At 37.0% G+C, this 20030-nt stretch carries 23 protein-coding genes and 1 pseudogene; 4 read left to right on the top strand and 20 right to left on the bottom strand.

Features of this window, described 5'->3' with window-relative positions:
- Positions 1-9: 9 nt before the first annotated feature.
- The 12 genes and pseudogenes from IGK01_RS01395 to rlmH form a co-directional block, all read right to left on the bottom strand.
- Complete coding sequence (locus tag IGK01_RS01395; protein WP_023518995.1) at positions 10-1299, bottom strand: PTS sugar transporter subunit IIC; 1290 nt, start codon at positions 1297-1299, stop codon at positions 10-12.
- Positions 1300-1324: 25 nt separating this feature from the next.
- A complete protein-coding gene (locus IGK01_RS01390; RefSeq protein ID WP_010736508.1) occupies positions 1325-1627 on the bottom strand; it encodes a PTS sugar transporter subunit IIB in 303 nt (100 codons plus the stop codon).
- An 18-nt stretch (positions 1628-1645) separates the two neighbouring features.
- The gene (locus IGK01_RS01385; protein WP_062805823.1) at positions 1646-3727 is read right to left on the bottom strand and encodes a BglG family transcription antiterminator; all 2082 of its coding nucleotides are present in this window, start codon (positions 3725-3727) and stop codon (positions 1646-1648) included.
- A gap of 276 nt (positions 3728-4003) precedes the next feature.
- Positions 4004-4648 (bottom strand): DUF998 domain-containing protein, encoded by a 645-nt coding sequence (locus IGK01_RS01380; protein ID WP_062805824.1) that lies wholly within the window; start codon positions 4646-4648, stop codon positions 4004-4006.
- A 191-nt stretch (positions 4649-4839) separates the two neighbouring features.
- A pseudogene (locus IGK01_RS01375) lies at positions 4840-5052 on the bottom strand (hypothetical protein); the annotation flags it as partial.
- A 23-nt stretch (positions 5053-5075) separates the two neighbouring features.
- Positions 5076-6311 carry a serine/threonine transporter SstT gene (gene sstT / locus IGK01_RS01370; protein ID WP_034691300.1) on the bottom strand — a complete coding sequence of 412 codons (1236 nt, stop codon included), beginning with the start codon at positions 6309-6311 and terminating at the stop codon, positions 5076-5078.
- Positions 6312-6803: 492 nt separating this feature from the next.
- Positions 6804-7397 carry a hypothetical protein gene (locus IGK01_RS01365; protein WP_023518987.1) on the bottom strand — a complete coding sequence of 198 codons (594 nt, stop codon included), beginning with the start codon at positions 7395-7397 and terminating at the stop codon, positions 6804-6806.
- A 200-nt stretch (positions 7398-7597) separates the two neighbouring features.
- Positions 7598-7936 (bottom strand): DUF4176 domain-containing protein, encoded by a 339-nt coding sequence (locus IGK01_RS01360; protein WP_224434436.1) that lies wholly within the window; start codon positions 7934-7936, stop codon positions 7598-7600.
- Positions 7926-8522, bottom strand: coding sequence for a hypothetical protein (locus IGK01_RS01355; protein WP_062805828.1), 597 nt, complete (start codon positions 8520-8522; stop codon positions 7926-7928). Before IGK01_RS01355 ends, IGK01_RS01360 begins: the two co-directional genes overlap by 11 nt.
- Positions 8519-9826, bottom strand: a complete 1308-nt coding sequence (locus IGK01_RS01350; protein WP_438840445.1) for a hypothetical protein — start codon at positions 9824-9826, stop codon at positions 8519-8521. The genes IGK01_RS01355 and IGK01_RS01350 overlap by 4 nt, the downstream gene beginning before the upstream one ends.
- Positions 9756-10151 (bottom strand): hypothetical protein, encoded by a 396-nt coding sequence (locus IGK01_RS01345; RefSeq protein WP_438840444.1) that lies wholly within the window; start codon positions 10149-10151, stop codon positions 9756-9758. The genes IGK01_RS01350 and IGK01_RS01345 overlap by 71 nt, the downstream gene beginning before the upstream one ends.
- A 355-nt stretch (positions 10152-10506) precedes the next feature.
- Positions 10507-10986 (bottom strand): 23S rRNA (pseudouridine(1915)-N(3))-methyltransferase RlmH, encoded by a 480-nt coding sequence (gene rlmH / locus IGK01_RS01340; protein WP_010736523.1) that lies wholly within the window; start codon positions 10984-10986, stop codon positions 10507-10509.
- A 428-nt stretch (positions 10987-11414) separates the two neighbouring features.
- Here rlmH and IGK01_RS01335 point away from each other — a divergent pair, with 428 nt between their 5' ends.
- Positions 11415-12719 carry a S1C family serine protease gene (locus IGK01_RS01335; protein ID WP_010736524.1) on the top strand — a complete coding sequence of 435 codons (1305 nt, stop codon included), beginning with the start codon at positions 11415-11417 and terminating at the stop codon, positions 12717-12719.
- Positions 12720-12768: 49 nt separating this feature from the next.
- Here IGK01_RS01335 and ytpR read toward each other — a convergent pair whose 3' ends face one another.
- The 5 genes from ytpR to pepA form a co-directional block, all read right to left on the bottom strand.
- Positions 12769-13374 (bottom strand): YtpR family tRNA-binding protein, encoded by a 606-nt coding sequence (ytpR, locus tag IGK01_RS01330; protein WP_409173721.1) that lies wholly within the window; start codon positions 13372-13374, stop codon positions 12769-12771.
- Complete coding sequence (locus tag IGK01_RS01325; RefSeq protein ID WP_010736526.1) at positions 13371-13592, bottom strand: hypothetical protein; 222 nt, start codon at positions 13590-13592, stop codon at positions 13371-13373. The genes ytpR and IGK01_RS01325 overlap by 4 nt, the downstream gene beginning before the upstream one ends.
- A 51-nt stretch (positions 13593-13643) precedes the next feature.
- Entirely contained in the window at positions 13644-14099 is a 456-nt protein-coding gene (locus IGK01_RS01320; RefSeq protein ID WP_010736527.1) for a universal stress protein, read from the bottom strand.
- A gap of 21 nt (positions 14100-14120) precedes the next feature.
- Positions 14121-14441 carry a thioredoxin family protein gene (locus IGK01_RS01315; RefSeq protein WP_019724278.1) on the bottom strand — a complete coding sequence of 107 codons (321 nt, stop codon included), beginning with the start codon at positions 14439-14441 and terminating at the stop codon, positions 14121-14123.
- Positions 14442-14564: 123 nt separating this feature from the next.
- Positions 14565-15644: a glutamyl aminopeptidase gene (pepA, locus tag IGK01_RS01310; RefSeq protein WP_023518981.1), complete on the bottom strand. Its 1080-nt coding sequence runs from the start codon at positions 15642-15644 to the stop codon at positions 14565-14567.
- A 201-nt stretch (positions 15645-15845) separates the two neighbouring features.
- Between pepA and IGK01_RS01305 the strand changes: the two genes are divergently transcribed.
- Together IGK01_RS01305 and IGK01_RS01300 are read left to right on the top strand one after the other, a co-directional pair.
- Entirely contained in the window at positions 15846-16196 is a 351-nt protein-coding gene (locus IGK01_RS01305; RefSeq protein ID WP_019724280.1) for a PepSY domain-containing protein, read from the top strand.
- A 138-nt stretch (positions 16197-16334) separates the two neighbouring features.
- The gene (locus IGK01_RS01300) at positions 16335-17294 is read left to right on the top strand and encodes a glycosyltransferase family 2 protein (RefSeq protein ID WP_062805833.1); all 960 of its coding nucleotides are present in this window, start codon (positions 16335-16337) and stop codon (positions 17292-17294) included.
- 38 nt (positions 17295-17332) lie between these two features.
- On the opposite strand, the gene IGK01_RS01295 is transcribed toward IGK01_RS01300, so the two are convergent.
- Complete coding sequence (locus IGK01_RS01295; RefSeq protein WP_438840443.1) at positions 17333-18790, bottom strand: NAD-dependent succinate-semialdehyde dehydrogenase; 1458 nt, start codon at positions 18788-18790, stop codon at positions 17333-17335.
- A gap of 214 nt (positions 18791-19004) precedes the next feature.
- Between IGK01_RS01295 and IGK01_RS01290 the strand changes: the two genes are divergently transcribed.
- The gene (locus tag IGK01_RS01290; RefSeq protein ID WP_010736533.1) at positions 19005-19385 is read left to right on the top strand and encodes a PH domain-containing protein; all 381 of its coding nucleotides are present in this window, start codon (positions 19005-19007) and stop codon (positions 19383-19385) included.
- A 98-nt stretch (positions 19386-19483) separates the two neighbouring features.
- Here the strand turns inward: IGK01_RS01290 and IGK01_RS01285 are convergent, their stop codons facing one another.
- Together IGK01_RS01285 and IGK01_RS01280 are read right to left on the bottom strand one after the other, a co-directional pair.
- Positions 19484-19684, bottom strand: a complete 201-nt coding sequence (locus IGK01_RS01285; protein ID WP_010736534.1) for a hypothetical protein — start codon at positions 19682-19684, stop codon at positions 19484-19486.
- Between the two features lie 135 nt (positions 19685-19819).
- Positions 19820-19999 (bottom strand): hypothetical protein, encoded by a 180-nt coding sequence (locus IGK01_RS01280; protein WP_010736535.1) that lies wholly within the window; start codon positions 19997-19999, stop codon positions 19820-19822.
- Between the last annotated feature and the right edge of the window lie 31 nt (positions 20000-20030).

Raw genomic sequence — 20030 nt, 5'->3', positions numbered from 1 at the left:
ACTTTCACATTAGAATGCTTTTAAAATCGGACTTAAGATCCAAGCGTACAGTAGCGCTACCACTACTGTATCGACATCTGTCGCTGTCGCACTAACAAATCCCATTGAATTGAAAATCGTTACTAATAATGCTGGCAACAAGGTAATAAAGAAGCCATGAGCGATTCCACCAATGATTGCTCCTCGTCGTCCCCCAACTGCATTACCAAAAATACCCGCTGTCCCCCCAGCAAAGAAATTCGTCAACATCCCTGGCAGAATCATCGCTAATCCAAACATCGGCAACGTAAACATCGCAATGACCGTACCGATCGTTGTTGTGATAAACCCTAAAATCACTGCATTGGGACTATAAGGGAAGAACACCGGACAATCTAACGCTGGAATCGCATCAGGAACTAGTTTCATCGCAATCCCACGAAACGCTGGAACGATTTCGCCTAGTAATAAACGTACCCCTGAAAGTAATACGTATACACCAACAACAAACTGGATGGCTTGTAAAAAGGCAAACATGATATAGTTTTGACCTCCTGATAGCTCAGCCGCAAACGTCTCTCCTGCAAACAACACAGTCACGATATAAAGTGGCACCATCACCACCATGACTGATAAATACGTATCTTGTAAAAATTCAAAGTGAGCAGGCAATTTAATGTCTTCAATCGATTTCTTGTTCTCGCCTCTTTCACCAAAGATTTTTGCTACCCCAGCCTCAAATAAATAGCCGATCGTACAAAAATGCCCTAAAGCAATATCGTTTGAACCGGTGACCTTACGTATGATTGGTTGCGCCATCGCTGGCATCGCAATAGCAAACACTGCCCCAATGAAACCACCAACTAAAATCAAGACAAACCCACGTAACCCAGCGAAGTACCCAAATACAGTGGTCATCGTCGCCATCCATAAGATTGCTTGACCAGTCAAGAAGATATATTTCCACTTCGTAAAACGGGCAAGTAAGATATTAAAGATAAAAATAGCTAAAAAGGTTAACGCGATATCTCTACCTAGACCAAGTTCATTCATTGCTTGACCATTGATTGCTTCAATTGACGGGATGATTCCTTCCATTTGGAACCCTTCGGTAAAAATTTGCCCAAAATATGTCAAACTACCGACGATGATACTCGAACCCGCACTTAAAACTTGAAATCCTAGCAATGTTTTCAATGTACCCGAAATAATTTGACCCGTTGATTTCTTTTGCAGGATCAGGCCTAGCATCGCAATCAAGGCAATCGTGATCGATGCTTGAGTCAAAATATTTTCGATAATAAAATTGATAACGCCCATATTTTCTCCCCCTATTTTTTCTTGATTAGATAGCTCCCTTACTTTGTAAAACTGGTGTTAACTTCTCTTCGATCTCAACTTTTGAGACGATATTTTTCAAGTAAATCATGGCTGTTGTCGGATCAATGGTAAATTTTTCAAATTGTGAACGAAAATTCTCTGCGGTAATGATCACATCTGGCTTCATCGAAACGGCCGAAGAGATATCGCAGTGATCCAGCTTAGCTGTTACGCCTAATTTATTCAATACATCCTCGGCTGACATTTGAGCGGCAAAACTACTTCCTAGTCCTGCGCCACATACAAATAAAATATTCAATTTGTTCATTCCACTCTCTCCTTTTAGCTACTTAAATAGTCGTTTTTTAAATAAATCTACATTTGGACTTTCGATCAAACGAGTCAATTTCGTTTCGTCATTGATCAACTCGATCAACTCCTTCATGATGGTTAAATGGGAATATGAATCTACTGCTGCTAAGCAGAAAATGATTTTTACTGGGTCCATCTCTTCATTGCCAAAATCAACTGGCTGACGAATTGTCGCGACACTCACGCCTAACTTATTGACGCCATCTTCTGGTCTGGCATGGGCTAATGCCAGATTCTTGCCAATAACGATATAGGCGCCATACTCTTCTACTGCACGGACCATCGCATCAACATAACTTGACTCAACGATATTTTCTTTCAACAATGGTTTAGCCACTCGTTCAATCGCTTCTTGCCAATTGTCTACGTGTTCTTGGATCAATATATGATTATCTGTCAAAATGTCTTTTAGCATTGGTTGGATCTCCCTTTTATTGATTTCTAAATGATTTTGCTCAAATAATGTTTCTAATTTGGTGTAGATTGGCCGATCAATCTTGCCTCCACTTTCTTCCACGATCCGCAAGACGTCGGTAAACAATTCTGTTTGCCCACTCTCTGTCGGAATCAGTCGTTGGACCTTTTGGTGAGCATTTAAAAAATCTGCAATGATCGGACGATTCGCATCGGTTAAAATAGGCTCCAACACAAGCAGTGGTTTGTTCTGATCTGATAATTGGAACGTACTGAAAATCAAGTCGACATCTAACTTATCCACCAACTCCGCTTCTTTAGAACTCAATACCACGACAACTTCAATTTGTGGGAACTTCTCTTTTAAATTTTCTGCTAATAGATTGCCTGTTGCCAGTCCATGGTGACAAACCACCACTGATTTATACATGTACATGACATTCTGTTTGATCGTGCTAGCAATCGTCGAAAAATGGATCACTAGAAAAGCAAGTTCATCTTCGATTATCTCTCCACCAATGACTTCCTCGATCGTTGGGACAAATAATTCAACTGCTTCATAGATGGGGCGGTAATTGGCCCGAATATTTTCTTTCAAAGGATTCGTGACTTGGATTCGATGTTTGATGCGAATGATCAAAGCCGTCATATGTTTATAAAGATTTTCACACAGGATTTCTTCTTTTAAGTGAAATGGGATACGGGTCTGTTCCTCGACGAACTGGATCAGTTGGATCGTCAACAGTTGGGCTTGGACCCATTCCAACGAATTACTGATATCTTTTGAACTGAATGTCTCAATCGTAAAACGAAGGTAGTTTCTTTCAACCGGTGGAACGTCTGTCAAGCGAAACTCAACGATGACTTTTTCAATAAAATCAGTGAAACAGTCTTTTTTTTCGTTATTATTTTTCCAATTGATTGCTGAAATAAGTTCATGCTTTCTGACTCGCTGGACCCAGATCATTGTAAACAGCAACAGTTGATTTTTGTAGATATCATCTTCTTGTCTGATCATAGTATCTGTATAGATGGCTTCGAGCTTTACAATCTCCGAAGGTGAAAAATACTGTTGGAAAATTCTTTGAGCCGCAGTGATTTTCGTACCGTTTCTTGCTGAAAAATCAATTCTCCCTAGATTTTTATTAATCAAGTCATAAATCATCGTGCGGATGGAGCGCTCCGCTCCTTTATAGACCAATCCCTGTCTGCCAAAACTCACGATTTCGATACCGTATTTGATCAAATCCGCTCGCAAACGACGCATATCTTCGTCCATCGTACTTTTCGAGATCATGAATGCTTCTTCCTTACGATTCAAATAAACTGGCTGTTGCTCATAAGCAATTGATAACACTAAATCAAAGGTCCTCTCGTCACGATTCAACAACTCCTCTTGATAAGTCACCAATGCTTCTGTCAGTCTTTTTTCTTCCTCATCGCTTAAACGCAACAGAAACCCTTGCTTACGAACCGTTTGGATCTCTGCTAATTGATTGGCTCGCAACCAACTGTTGACATCCAGCACATCTTGACGAATCGTTCGTTGACTGACTTGATACTCTAACGCTAATTGTTCCGCTTTGATTGGATAATGATATGCTCTAAATCTTTGAAGTAACTCAATCGTTCTCGTTTTCATATGATTGATTTTCCTTTCTGAACCAAGTATATGTTTGCGCTTCCAAAATAAAAAGTAGAGATTTCTGCCAATTAAGTTGGCAGAAAAGTAAGAAAGCCTGTACTAATTTTTCAAGCAAGAAAGTAGCAGAAGTACCTACTTTCGAGAAATGAGCCGCACAAGTCGAAAATAGTCTCTCCTATTTTTGGCTTGCGCGGCTCATTTCTCGAAAAAATCCTCTTCAGGAAGCTCGCTTATTCGATTGTTTAGAAATAACCATTTCGCTCACCCAAACAGCTATTTTGTCACTCGTTTTAGTTGGTTGGTACCTACTGATATGATCGTTAAATAATTGAAGAAGTAACTCAATCTTTGACAAAAACCTAGTTTATCTAATAGTGGAAGGTGATTCAGCACTGGGATCCTTGCCAGTCCGTAAATCATCGCACTCAGCAGACTCAAGCTGATAAAAACGATATACACTCGACTGATTGGTTGATTCGCTTCTTTTCGATAGAGCAATAAAGCAAAAACCGGAAATAAAAGAAAGCCACTATAACCTAAACTAGAACCAACATTATGTACCCACGTTGAGAAATCCCACGAAGTAGCTTGGGTGTTAAGACTAAACAATCCTGTAAAAAGGCAATCGCCTATCGCATAGAAACCTAGTGAAACAACCAACAATTTCGCTAAATGAGTAGATACTTTTTCAAACGAAGAATACAGCGCAGGTAAGGATAAGCTAAAAAAGATGCCTGAAAAAACAGAACAAACAAGAAAGAATGTTCTCACTGGACTTGTGACGTCACCGAATACACTGATTGGCAGCCTTAATTGATCTAAACCTGGATAGAACAAGCCCAAAATATAAGGTGTTGAAAAATCACTCAACACTCCTAGAAATAAAAAATAAAGCCCATAACGTCGTAAAAAAACCATGTACTCCTCCAAAACACTTTTATTCTTATATACAGAATAACATTTTCAATTTAATTGCAAAACAAAAAATCCTATTGATTCTGTCACATTCAGTGGTTTAAAATCAAAGGATTTTTTGCTTTGATAGAGCTTATTAACTATATTCTCAAAAAAGTTATCATTTTAAAATCAATGGTTCACGACGAGCTAGTTTAAGTGAATGGATAATGAATGACCTCTTTGTACGTTTCAAATAATTCAGCATTCAATTGATCGCCACCGTCTATATTGGCAGAATAAAAAATCGGTGGGTGTTTCACTCCCTCAGAAATCAACTGTTCACAAACTTCTACGATGATCGTATTGAGAATGGTCCCTCCAATCACCGTAGAAGAAGGCCCGACCTTTTGTGATAGCCCTGTTAACAAATGACGATAGAAAGATTCCTCTATTGCAATTCACTCAAACGACTTTTGATCGAAACATCCTCGCCATTTCTTTTTCTAGCACCTAGTTCACCAATTGCGGTGAATAGTAAGTCACTGGAAGAATTTAGAGCTGTCTCAACTGAGTCTTGGATGACCCCAATAATAAACCCGATTCCTACCACTTGCATCGCAATATCATTTGAGATACCAAATAAGCTACAAGCCAAAGGAATCAATAGTAATGAACCCCCAGCTACTCCAGATGCACCACAAGCAGCTAAAGCCGCCAAGATGCTTAAAATCAATTTTAAGGCGAAAGAAGCTTCGATACCTAGTGCTTGAACAGTCGTTAACGTCATCACTGTAATCGTCACTGCTGCTCCCCCCATATTGATCGTTGCTCCTAATGGAATCGAAATAGCATAAGATTCTTTTGTTAATTTCAGTTTTTCTGCCAACATCATATTGATCGGAATGTTCGCCGCAGAACTACGCGTAAAGAAAGCAGAAATTGCACTTTCTTTTAAACAAAAGAAAATTAATGGATAGGGATTTTCTTTGATAAACAAAAAAGTAAGTAATGGATAGATGATCAAAGCAACAAAGAGCATCGTACCTACTAACACAAGAACTAATTGGAGATACTCGGTCAGTCCAGAAAGACCTGTTGTTGCAATTGATTCATAAACTAACCCCAAAATACCGATCGGAGCGAAAGAAATAATCAATTGAACCACCTGTGACAATGCGACCGAAATCTGATCGATAACTTCTTTCGTTGCTTCCGTACGTGCCCGCAATGCCAATCCTAATAATACCGCCCAAAATAGCACACCTAAATAATTAGAGTCAATAATTGCTTGAATCGGATTTTGTGTGACATTGGTCAGCATCGTTGATAAAACAGTCCCAATATTTTGAGGCGCTTGTTCCGAAGCAGTTTCCTGCAGAGTGATCGGTACCGTAAAAATCGAACTAGTGATCACCGCCACAAAAGCCGCGAAAAAAGTCCCCCCTAAATACAATCCTAAAATCGGTTTTACAAATGTCTCATTCCCCATTTTATGTTTTGCAATTGAAGCTGCAGTCAAGAAAAACACTAACAGCGGCGCAATCGCTTTTAAACAACTAACGAACAACGTTCCTAATAAAGCAATAAATCCCCAGGTCGGTAAAAAAATACCTAATATTATACCAATTAAAATACCGCAACCAATACGTTGAACTAACGACATGTCCAAGAATTTCTCTAACAAACAATCACCCCTTTATAGTTTAACAACCATTTTAACATCTTCATGAGAGAAACAAAAGAGTAATTTTCAGAAAATTCTTATTATTTCGCATATCTATGTGTCCCTTAAAAAAATAACGAACGATTTTGATTTGGAAAAATAAAAAACATCATTGTAATCTTAGGCATAAATTACGAATCCTCTTTCTCAATCCCCCACGATGATACCTTATCAAATAATTATTACAAGATTCCTATGGAACAATGAATGATTTCCTAATTTTTCTTTATTTGGTAGGATTTCTTGATAGATACTCAAAGATACAGCACCTATGTTCCTAAATACTTAAAGGTGGACTAAAAAATAAATACACATTCTATATAAACTTAAATTTTGGAAATTCTAGTAGTCATATTCTTTCTTTTCAAACGTTCTTCTGTTTATTCCCGTAATAGATTAGAATAATGGTTTTAAATGTACAATCATTTCAATTGATAATCTTTCATGTGATTTTTATCTTTTTTCAATTTGATATTTAGAAGATACATCTGGGACTTCTCTAAAATTTGATATGATTTTTCCAAATATTAATGAAGTTGTAGGTGATACTAACAAAACAAAAATAACCTCCCAAAAGTCACCTGATAAAATTGCTGATATAAATAGGTAGCCTACAAATATACCATATACACATGAAAAAAAATTACTCTGAACAACATAGATTTTTGACCTTTTATTTTCAACAAGTACTAACTGTACAATTGTCGTATCTTTAACTAGTTCTTTCACTTTCTTATTGTTATGTAATAGTCGACAGGTTGATATTATTCCATATGTACTAAGAAGACTAGCAATCAATAGAGCTAAATATATTGATTCAAGATAGCCCAAAAATATAAGAAAAGGACTAATTACAAAAACACTGAAAATCCCATAAGATTCAGGAACATAAAATTGTATTTCAGGTGTTTTTTTACCTTCAAAAATTTCTGCTGATCCAGTTACTTTATATGCAGTCCAACTTTCTTTCGGAGCGTTGTTGTAAAAGGTACTAAACGGAAAAAAGTTTCTCAGCCTCATTAACTTAAAATAATCAACAATGTACAATCTATCATTTAATTCCAGTAAATAATATCTGCTATTAATTCTTTTAATCTCTTGGGCACAGTTGTTTCCTATCCTCTAAAGCCTCCTTCAAGTTTCTCAGTTGATTCTGAAAAATTTAGCACTATAAGCTATTACTTAATTAGTTTCAAAACAGTTCTATAGTATTTTATTTCTGTTATTCCATATTAATAACTAAATTTTTAAAACCCAAAAGTTTCTGGTTCCTCTTCAATCTCTCTTTCAATCACTAATTTAGGATAAGGTATGTTTTTTATGTTTTCTTCGTAAGAATTAGCAAACGCTACTTCTTGCTCATCTCGATATCCTTCAAATAAGACTTTTTTTATATCTTTATCATTAAAAAATGCAAAATTGGATTCCGCTATTACACCTTGCGGATAACCTAAAGCAGAATAGTCAAAATAACCAATCGCTCCTTCATTATTAAAAAGCTGTGCCCGTCCAACAATAATAAGTTTGATATCTCCGCCTTTTAATCGCACTACACTTCCTAATGGTAAAATATGTTTATTGATCATGAAATTTTCCTTCCTTTATTTGTTTTTTTAGTATTCCCCCTGCTTTAATTCCTAAAATAGGCGGTACTATTTTTCTTAAACTTGCTAAACTAAACACACCAAATAAAAGTTCTATAAAATCTTCACCTTTTAGCATATGATCAAAAATCGAAATAATAGAAACAAAGAGTATTCCTATAGTCAATAAAAACTCGACAAACAACAATATCCAAAACTTTGGTGAGTTAGATACAACTCCTTGAATTTCATTGGGAGAAAAATTTCTATATTCTTTTTCTCCCAATGAATTAGTTATCATTATTCCTATAAAAACGTGTGCTAACACATATCCTAGACACCACACAAGAAGTAAACTAACTAAAACTGGAAAAATAAGTAATCTATCTAAAATGGTTCCAAACGTCACCATTCCTACCATAAGAACTTGACTTGTCCAAAAAGTTCTACTTTTAGAGTAGCTTTTTCCTGCTGTTTCCGTATAAGCCCCTTTAAAATGTTGTACATATGGAGTGCTCTTTTCAAAATCAAAATATATTGATGAATTTCCTGATATTTTCAAAAGTGGAATAATCTTCTTCTTTTTCATCCGAATATACTCCCTAATGATTGCCCAAAACCGGCAAAGACTTTACCAACATCGTTTTTCAAACTGTTTATTCCTAAAGAAATAGTTTTTCCAATATTATCAAAAGCTTTTTTAGCTTTCCCCGTTTCAATCCAATCATATACATGCTCTCCAAAACTCCCAATACCAGCTCCAATAACTGCGCCTAGTACGGATCCTGCACCAGGTATTAGTATCAAGGTTCCAAGAATGCCCCCAATATAAGCCCCCATAACTTTGCCACTAGCATCTATTATCGTATATGCAACTGTATTTCTAGTTGCTCTTTCAATATCATTATATTTACTCATTTGAGTATCATAATCAAAAGCTATAACTGCAATCGTACCAGCAATCCCTATACCTTTCCACATATTATTACTTCTTACAATTTCCACTGAATCTAATAAATCATCACTAACACTCTCTAATGTTTTAGCGTACCTAGTTGTACGAGAGAACGAATAATTAGAAACTGACTTAGACCCAAGTCTTATTGCTTTTACTTTAGTTGCTTTACCATATTCTTTGATGACACTTAATGTAGTGTTCCCTATAGAATGGGCATAGTCTATCTTCTCAGTCAATTTCTCCAATATTTGCTTCACCTTATTATCAGTTCCAACCTCAGTAAACCACTTTTTATTTATCCCCTCGGGTAACAAATATGAACCATCTGTCCTCACTCTCGTATTCTTTAACACTAATACACCCTGCATTGCCAGTTTCAATTCATCCAAACTATGACTGAATAATCCACTAGTTTGAGAATTGAAATTATGTAATTTTTTTAGCTTATTTTGTAATTGATCAATATCTTGTTGAAAGCTCTCTGACATACGTTCTAGATATCGTTGGACATTTAGCAATGTTTCGAGAATGCCGACGAACGGATTACTTTGTGCTTTGGACTGAACAAAAGCAGAAGTCGTGTCTACTGATGCTTTCATAACTCGCGTCGTCGCCAGTTGCTGGTTCAGTTTGTTCTCATCCAAGTATCCTTCCATTGCTACAATCTGATCCGAGACTTTATACCTTTGTAGCTCCTGTTCAATTTTTTCAATCGCATTCGTTGTTCGTGTAATTGTCGGAATGATCAATTCACTAAATAATCCTTTTCCTGCTGTATATGCTGCACCAGATAATTCGTTTCCGTTAACAGCTGACACGACTTTTTGACTTCCTCTCTTTAGTTGATTGATCGTTTCTTTACTACTAGCTAAGTTCTTCTTTAACGCTGACATAAATTCTGATGATTCCCCACTCAAATGTTCTCCTTTCTGCAAACAACTCTTCTCTTTCTACTTCTAATCCTTGTAAAGTTTTCCTGTACGAAAAATCAAGTTCTTCATGTGCCTGATGAAATTGTTGTTGAAATGTTTGTTGCTTTGCTTCATACTCCTTCTGCATCCAAATTGCATTGGTCATACCTTGTTGGATATCTTCATGATTCAATTCAGATAATTGGCGAAAACCTCTTTGAAGTTCTTTTTCTAATTGAAGGAGCTGGTTTTCTAACCTACGTTTCCCATTTACTAATTCGTCTTGTTGCTGTTCCACTTTCCAAATTTCTTTTTGATTCTCATAGATCATTTCATTGTCTATTGACATTCGTTCACCTTCTTAGATATTTGATGGTTGATTTCTTGCAACATTCTTTTTCCTAAACGATAGCTTTGCTCTTTAGATACTGGTCTTCTTAAACTAAATACGAATTTTTTCTGAATTATTTTCATATTTAAAACGATTAAAGCGATTTTTATTATTTCATAAAAAAATGAGCCCTTTGATCAAATAAAATAACTGATAAAATTAATTTTACACCTTCGACATATTTCCATTTTAATATAATAATCAATTGAAAAAATAAAATATATCATAAAACATCGTTTTAGTCTCATAATCGTTAAAATAACAAAAAAAGACCGCCATTTATTGACAGTCGATCTTGATATGGATAATTATTTCATTTGTGGTACGGAGCCCCAGTATTGATCCGAAATGCGCGATAAATTTGTTCAACGAGGATCAGGCGCATCAGTTGATGGGGGTAGGTCATTTTGCCGAAAGAGATTTGGGCATTGCTGCGTTGCATGACGTCATCGCTTAATCCTAACGAGCCACCGATGACAAAGACGAGCTGGCTTTTTCCTTGGATGCCTAATTGATCAATTTGCTTTGCAAAGGCTTCACTAGTAGGATTTTCGCCTTGGATCGCTAAAGCGTAGACAAATTCATGATCTTTGATTTTTGCGAGTATACGCTCGCCTTCTTTTTCTTTGACTTGGCGCATTTGAGCTTCGCTAAGATTTTCTGGTGCTTTTTCGTCAGGTACTTCTATTAGTTCGATTTTCCCGTAGGCTTTAAGTCGCTTAACGTACTCATTGCTTCCTTGAATCAGATATTTCTCTTTTAATTTTCCTACTGAGATGATTTTTATATTCATAATTATTTCCTTTCCTCATTCTTCCATGTCGATTTATTCCTTCCTTATTATAATTGAGGATGCTTATTCAAGAAAGTGATTTAAAAAAGTTTTCCCACATAGTTATACACATCTTCCACAGGTTTATCCACAGTTTATCGTGGTTTTATTACTTGTTTCATAAGTATTTCTTAAGCAAACATATGTTTCGCACAGATTTTTCCACTTTTCCCACAAGTTGTTGATAACTTTTATGGACAATTATACGCATTTTTTACAAATACTTTTCCACAATTTCTGTGTATAAGTTTGTATTTAATTTTTTCATCTGAAAACAATTATTTTTCCTAATGTTTTTCATAAAAAGTTCACAGTCTGGAAGTAGACTAAATCTAGTAAATAAGTCTATACTTAACTTATCTAGAAAATAATAAATGGAGGCAGATCACATGGACAGAAGAGATGTGACACCAAAAATGAAAAAAAGAAAATCTAATGGCATTTGGCGAAAGCTAGGTCTTGGCGTAGTTGGTGGCGTGATTGGCGGATTACTGACTTTCGGTATTTTTTATGCAGCAACTGGAGGTGGTAACTCAGTAACGACTTCTTCTAGCAGTGGGACACAAAATGCATCAGGCGAAACAGTTGTCGAAAATGTAAAAGTCAATGTAGATTCAGATATCACTTCTGCAGTAGATAAAGTACAAGGAGCAGTTGTTTCTGTTATCAACCTACAAAAACAAAGTTCATCATCTGACCCGTTTGGTTCATTATTTGGCCAACAACAAGAAAGTAGTGGCGAAGATGGCGAATTGCAAGCTTACAGTGAAGGTAGCGGTGTGATCTATAAAAAAGAGGGCGGTTCCGCTTATATCGTGACGAATAATCACGTGGTCGATGGACAACAAGGGTTAGAAGTTTTATTAAAAGATGGAACAAAAGTGAAAGCAGAATTAGTCGGTACAGATGCTTACACTGATTTAGCTGTGTTGAAAATCAGTGCTGACAAAGTCGACACTGTTGCTTCATTTGGCGATTCTGCTTCATTGAAAGTCGGCGAACCTGCGATTGCGATTGGTTCTCCTCTAGGTTCTCAATACGCGAATTCCGTAACATCAGGGATCATTTCTTCCTTGAATCGCCAAGTGACAAGTACCAATGAATCTAATGAAACGGTCAATATCAACGCGATTCAAACAGATGCAGCGATCAACCCGGGGAACTCTGGTGGTCCACTAGTTAATATCGAAGGACAAGTCATTGGTATCAATTCAAGTAAAATTGCATCGACTTCTGATTCTTCAAGTGTAAGTGTTGAAGGAATGGGCTTTGCGATTCCAAGTAATGATGTCGTAAATATCATCAATCAACTTGAAAAAGATGGAAAAGTAACACGCCCTGCACTGGGTATCACAATGACCGATCTTTCCGCCGTTTCTACACAACAACAGGAACAGATCTTGAAATTACCATCTTCTGTAACAAATGGCGTGATCATTCGTTCGGTTCAACCAGCAACGCCTGCGGAAAAAGCTGGCTTAGAACAATATGATGTCATCACAAAAATCGATGATACAGAAGTCTCATCTGGTGTTGAATTACAGTCTGTGCTTTATGGTAAAAAAGTTGGTGACACTGTGAAGATCACTTATTACCGTGGCGAAGAAGAAAAAACTGTAGATATCAAATTGACAATTGATAATACTGCATTAAATCAAGGAAATTCAAATAGTTCCAATGGCTCAAATAATTAATAAAAAAAGACGACTATCTCAGTGGAGGTAGTCGTCTTTTTTATTATTGCTAGTTTTTGAATGCTTCGCCAACTATCGCATCTTCAGGTAAAACTAAGATGCCTTTTTTCTCTGGGGCGTTAGGTACGTGAAGTTCCTTTGCAGAGCAAATCATTCCATCACTTTTGACCCCTCTTAATTCTCCAGGCCAAATCATCATACCGTCTGGCATCATTGCACCAGGTTTGGCAACGACTACTTTTTGACCTGCTTCGATATTTGGTGCGCCACAAACGATTTGTAAAACTTCACCACCATCTACTTCAGTTTCAGTTACAGATAAATGATCTGAATCTGGATGGGGTTCACAAGTTTTGACGTAACCAACAACGATTTTCGGCTGGTTGTCTTTTTCGAGTGTTTCTTCAAAGCCAGCTTCCTTGATCAAACGGTTCAATTCAGCTAGTTGTTCTTCTGAGATTGTTACTTGGCCGTTGCCTTCAATTGTTAGATAATCTGAGATATGGAAAAAGTTCCATGCAACGATTTGGCCAGATTCATCTTTGATCTGCGCAACATTCCATTTGCGAATAGCGGTATTTTCCGTCCCTTTATCGTCGGCTACGATCACCATTAGTGTGTCGCCCACATGTGCGCGATTATAAGCAAAAATCATTTTGTTTCCTCCAATATCATTTGTTGAAGTTGTTTTTTATTTATGGCAACTGAATACATCGTACTTTCGGGAAACCCCACATAGTCCAGCGCCAAACTCTCTTGCTTTATCTTAACAAAAAAAGGCGGTTCTTGCATGATAAATTCTCTTAGAAAAGCTTGCCGGAATAAAAAGAAAGCACGGATCACAAAAAAAGACGAGGAAACGAAATGCACCATCTTTCGTTTCCTCGTCTTTTTTGTTCAAGGATCTGCCTATTGAATCAAAAACTAGGCTTCTCTTGGTTCTGAAACGACTAAGACATCACACGGAGCTTGTCGAATCACATAGCTTGCCACACTACCAGTCATAAAACGTTCAACGGCATTTAACCCTGATTGACCAATCATGATCAAGTCGATTTGATATTTCTTTGGTAGTTTTACTGCCATAGATTCTCTGACCGAACCGTAAGCCACAATACCTTCTATTTTTTGGTAGTCAACGGATTTGCCGTAATTTTTACATTCTTCAATCAATTCTTTTGCTGATTCAGTCTGTTGATCGATCAAGGATTGGTCAATAGGCGTATACCCCATAAATTGATAAAATTGTTGGTCGATCACATTCGTCGCATATACTGTGCCTTCATTTCTACGAGCTACCTCAACGGCTTTTTTGAATGCAGCAAACGCTTGCTCGCTTCCGTCAATTCCAACTAATATTTTCTTATATGCTTGTTCCATTTTTCCCACTCCTCTCGTTTCTCACTGCTGAATCGTTTTTGTTAAAAATTGTTCGATTTCTTCTTTTGTTTTACGATCTTTATTGACCAGACGACCTAGCTCTTTCCCATCTTTGATGACAATAAAACTTGGAATACCGAAAATATTCCATTCTGCTGCTAAGTCGATATACGCATCACGATCCATTTCGACAAATGTCCAATCTGAAAAGCGACGCTCGATCTCTGGCATTTGTGGTTTGATGAAGCGACAATCACCACACCAATCGGCAGTAAAGAAAAAGATATGATTGCCTTTTTCAACATAACCGGCTACTTCTTCAAGACTTTTAGGAGTAATCATAGGTTTACACTTCTTTCTTATTCTATATTCTACTTAAATTATACACCTTTACAAAAAACTGACCAAACTATATCTAAAAAATAAAAAACGAGCAAAAGCGGATAGCCTTCACTCGTTGATTACTTATTTTCCGTAAACGATCGTATTCACCGTTGATTTATCTAAGCCCTTCAATGTTTGGATCAACATTTCTCTGGCTGCTTCAAAGTCACGGATACTAAACATCGTTTGATGCGTATGGATATAGCGCCCAACCACACCGATAACGGTACTTGGGATTCCTTCATTTTGTGTATGAGCAGCACCCGCGTCGGTACCACCTTTTGATACAAAGTATTGATATGGAATATTGTTTGTTTCAGCAATATCTAGTAAATATTCACGTAAACGTGGCAACATGATCAATCCTGGATCTTGGATACGCATCAAGGTGCCTTCTCCTAGATGACCAAATGTGCCTTTTTTCGTTACTGTATCATCTGCTGCAGAGCAGTCTACCGCAAAGAATAGATCAGGTTTGAATTTGTTCACTGAAGCTTTTGATCCACGTAAACCAACTTCTTCCTGGACGTTAGCGCCGGCGATCAGCGTATGACCTAATGTTTCTTTTTCTAGGGCTTCTAATGCTTCCAAGACCATCGTACAACCGTAACGGTTATCCCATGACTTACTGATAATATTTTTGCCGTTTGCTGTTTTGATCGTTTCCGCATAAGGTACGATCGTATCTCCTGGTAGGACACCAAAACTCATTGCTTCTTCTTTTGATTCAAAACCAGCATCAAATAAAATATCTGTTACTTCGACTGACTTTTGACCACTTGTACCACGTAATAAATGTGGAGGCACGGAAGAAGAAATACATGGGTAATTTTTCCCTGTTGATGTCTTCAATGTAAAGCGTTGAGCCGACACTACATAAGGATTCCAACCGCCTAGCGGAACCACTTTGAACAATCCGTTATCTTGGATTTGTGTCAACATAAAACCAACTTCATCCATGTGTGCTGCCACCATGACACGAGGGGCATCCGCTTCTTGGTGATGGCGCAATCCAAAGATCCCACCTAATCCATCTAATTGTAATTCATCAACTAGTGGCTCCATGTGTTGTTCCATGTACGCGCGGATATCTTGTTCAAAACCGCTTGTTCCTTGTAATTCTGTTAATTCTTTGATACGTTGAAATGTTTTTTCATCCATAATAATGATCGTCTATAATTCAGACTTGTCTCCTTTCAATCTCAGCTTTGATTTGTCTTAAAAAAATAGCATCTGGACAAATCTATCGTGATCATTATACCGTATTTTATTTCAAAACGGTTATTTATTTCAAAGAAAATCCGATAGTGTGGTAAAATAAAGCCAAAGAAACTTGTGTAATTGTAAAGGAGGGCAAGCAGTATGTATGAAGAAAGTGAACAGGCCTATTTCAAAGGTGGTTTAGCTGTCGGACTTGGTTTAGGATTATTAAGTGGCGTGGCAACTGCACTATGGTACAACCGTAACAAAACGATGTCCGCTGATGAAGTCTTAGCTACCATCAAAGAAGCATTTTTAGACGAAGGCTCGATTGAAGGCTCCTGGATCTCTTTTGAGAAAGAACCGACACGTAAATTTGCAATCCATTCAAAAGCTTATCGTGGTGGGATTTCTCGCATAGAAGATGGTGAAGTCGTCTATTATGAATTTTTAGCAGATGCCTATACTGGTACTGTTTTAGATATTTCTAGAAAAAAAGGAACAGATGCTTGATTTCATTTTTAAAAGATTCTCTTAGAAATAGGCTTTCCTATGGATAAGAGCTTCTTTTTTTGCGTAAAAACTGGTATAAACGTACATGATAGGTTATGCTTAGTTTAAACTTTTTCAATTTATTTAGGAGAGTGAAAAATGAATCACACAGAAAAAATTGCTGTCCTGATTCCTTGTTATAATGAAGAAGCAACGATTCCCACAGTCATTGCCGACTTTAAACGAGAGTTACCAGAAGCAGATATTTATGTATACGACAATAACTCAACGGATAACACCTACGACTTAGCAGTTGCCGCGGGTGCTATTGTAAAAAAAGAACCTCGTCAAGGTAAAGGAAATGTCATACGTCAAATGTTTTTTGACATTGATGCTGATTATTATTTGATGGTAGACGGAGATGATACATATCCAGCCGAAGCCGTACATGGACTTTTAGAAAAATTACGTTCTGGCGAAGCTGATATGGTTATTGGCGACCGTCTTTCTAATGGCACTTACTTTGAAGAAAATAAACGCGCCTTCCATGATTTTGGCAATAATTTAGTTAAAAATACGATCACTCGTTTATATAAAACAAAAATAAGAGACGTGATGACTGGCTATCGCGGATTTAATCGTATTTTTGTTAAAAGCTTCCCAATCATGAGTGCGGGATTCCAAATCGAAACGGAATTGACCATTCATGCCTTAGATAAAAAATTCAAATTAGTTGAGCTCCCTATTGATTACCGTGATCGCCCAGAAGGTAGCGAATCAAAATTGAATACCTTTTCTGATGGCTTCAAAGTCATTATGATGATTATTAAAATGTGTAAAGATTATAAACCTATCCTATTTTTCAATATCTGGACAGTCATTTTCTTTTTAGCTGGTCTGTTCACTGGGATTCCTGTCATTCGGGAGTTTATGTTGACGAGCTTTATTACTAAAGTCCCTTCAGCCATATTAAGTACAGGATTGATGATCCTAGCTTTACTTTCACTAGTTACCGGTATGATTTTAGATACGGTCGTTACAAATGCAAAGAAAGAGTACGAACTGAACCTCTATCATGTTTATCATGAGTATCATCAAAATAAAAAAGAAGAGAGATGATTTTATGCAATCATCCCTCTTCTTTTTTATCTTATCATTTATTTCTCTGATGCAATCGTCACAAACTTCACTTCGACATATTCTTCTACCCCAAAAGTTCCGTTCTCACGGCCAAATCCTGAATGTTTGACTCCCCCAAATGGCGTCGCAGAATTTGAGATGGCCGTGTCATTGACGCCAACCATGCCATATTGCAATTTATTGCTTACATTGTGGATCGTATGGATATTTGTCGCAAAGAAATACGATGCTAAACCAAAAATCGTATCATTGGCATCTTTGATTACTTGTTCTTCGTCTTCAAATGTAATGATTGGAATCACTGGTCCAAATGTTTCATTGTAGAAAATATCCATTTCCTTTTTTACACCATCTAATACTGTCGGTTCAAAGAAGAAGCCATTTGCATATTCTCCGTCCGTTAGACGATGACCGCCAGCCAAGATTTCTGCTCCTTTAGCTACTGCATCTTCTAGTTGTTCTTCAACTTTTTTTACGCCTTCTTCATTGATCAATGGCCCCGTAGTTGGATCGTCTAATCCATTTCCAACAGTCACTTCTCTGATTTTTTCCACAATCAATTTTGTTGCTTGTTCTTTGATTTCTTTATGGATAAAAATTCGATTTGGTGACGTACATACTTGTCCATTGTTGATAAATTTCGTTTTGATCAATGTATCGACTGCTAATTCTACATCAGCATCTGGAAAAATAATAAATGGCGCATGTCCACCTAGCTCCATGGAAACTTTTTTCAAGGTAGGTGCTGCTTGTTCATTTAGAATTTGTCCGACTTCTGTTGAGCCTGTGAATGTGATTTTTTGGATATCATTCGATTCAGATAAAATCTTCCCGATCGTTGAGGAATCACCCATGACGATATTTACAACGCCATCTGGAAAGCCAGCTTTGTGGAATAGTTCCATCAGCGCAAGTGCTGATAAAGGTGTTGATTTTGCTGGTTTTAAGATAACCGTACATCCTGCGGCGATTGCCGGTGAGATTTTACGAATGATCATATTAGAAGGAAAATTCCATGGTGTGATGGCACCGACGACACCAATTGGTTGTTTACGTGCTTGCCATTGTTTTCCTTCAGGTGAAGGAATGATTTCTCCCATGATTCGTTGACCTTGCGCTGCATTCCAGCGAAGGTTCTCGACATTTGTTTGGATTTCTGCCGTCGCTTGAGCAAGCGGTTTTCCTTGTTCCATCGTCATGATTTTTGCTAAACGTTCACTGTCTTCTTCTACAAGATCAGCTATTTTATTCATTAATTTTGCTCGTTCGCTTGGTGCTGTTCTTGACCAATCTTCGAAAGCCTTGTTGGCAGCCTTGATTGCTTCTTTTGTCTCTTTTTCGCCACCTTGTTGAACGCTTGCTAATGTTTCACCAGTTGCTGGATTGACGACATCAACTGTTCCTTCAGAGCCTTCAAGCCATTTGCCATTAATATAAAGATGAGTTTCTACTTGCGGTAAATCATATTTCCCCATAGTTTTCCTCCTCTATTCTTAATTACATAACAACCGTAACACTAATAAAGTCAAAGCTCAAACCATCTGTTTAGTATGAATCGATCCAACTTAGACCTACATCTTCAATTTTTTCGTTCTTTTGAAGAATAAATTGATCGTTCATTCAAAACCTTTGTTACAATGAAATAGAAGTATCACTATAATTTTATCCTACGACTAAAGGAGTGCTTTTATGGGACTATTTGATGGCTTGATGGGAAATGCTACCCAAAAAGATACAACCAATATCACAAGAGAAGTTCAAGAAATCCTGATTCCAATGGAACAGGTAGAGTTAGCGTTCAAATTAGTACGTGATTTGATTATTTTTACCGACCGTCGGATGATTATCGTCGATAAACAAGGAATGACCGGTAAAAAAAGCGAATATAAATCGATCCCTTACCGTTCGATTTCACGTTTTTCGATTGAAACAAGTGGGCATTTTGATTTAGATGCCGAATTGAAAATTTGGATCTCTAGCGCAGAATTACCCGCTGAATCGTTACAATTTAGAAAAGATAAGAATATCATCGCTGTACAACAGGCACTTGCAGCAGCTGTTTTATCTTAAACTTACGATCATCACAAAGAGCCTCCACATCCAAAACTTGAAGAATTTTGGGTGTGGAGGCTGATTGTGCATTGTTGACGACTTATGCAAAAACGCTTCTAGAGACTTAAAATTTTATAATACATAGCCTTCATTTTTTGATCTTTTGTTCTTTTTTCTTTAAAGTCCATTTTTTCTAGTTTAAGTTTCTTCATATTTTTCTCTTTGATTTTATTGATTTCTGTAAAAGAACGTTGTTTGATACCCTCGATTTTTTGTCTTCTTTTCTCTTTTAACTTTTCTAGATCTTTTTCTCTCATCACGCTCTCCTTTCTTTCGAAGAAGTTTGGTTTCTAAGATTCACTGTGACCATACAAATCTAGAAAGTAGTATCAATCGAACAGGATGGCGGGACGTCCAAGTCTCTTCTATTCATATTCTAGATTTTTGAAAATTTATCTCTCTTTATTTTTTTCGCTTTGCACAATAGTCTGAGAATCACCACTGTGTAATACTTCTTTACTATCTTTAGTTACTTCTTTATTTCTGTCGACTTCATTTAATGCTTGCTCTTTAACTGATGCTAATTTACGCTGTTTTCTTTCTCTAAGCCCTTCCAATGTTTCGTGTTCCATCGTAATTCCCCCCCTTTAATAATTATTCTAT

Source organism: Enterococcus sp. AZ080 (assembly GCF_051714945.1).
In the GTDB taxonomy this organism is placed as follows: Bacteria; Bacillota; Bacilli; order Lactobacillales; family Enterococcaceae; genus Enterococcus_B; species Enterococcus_B pernyi.
The sequence above is the reverse complement of the archived record's forward strand: the minus strand, read 5'-3'. Positions and strand labels throughout refer to the sequence as shown.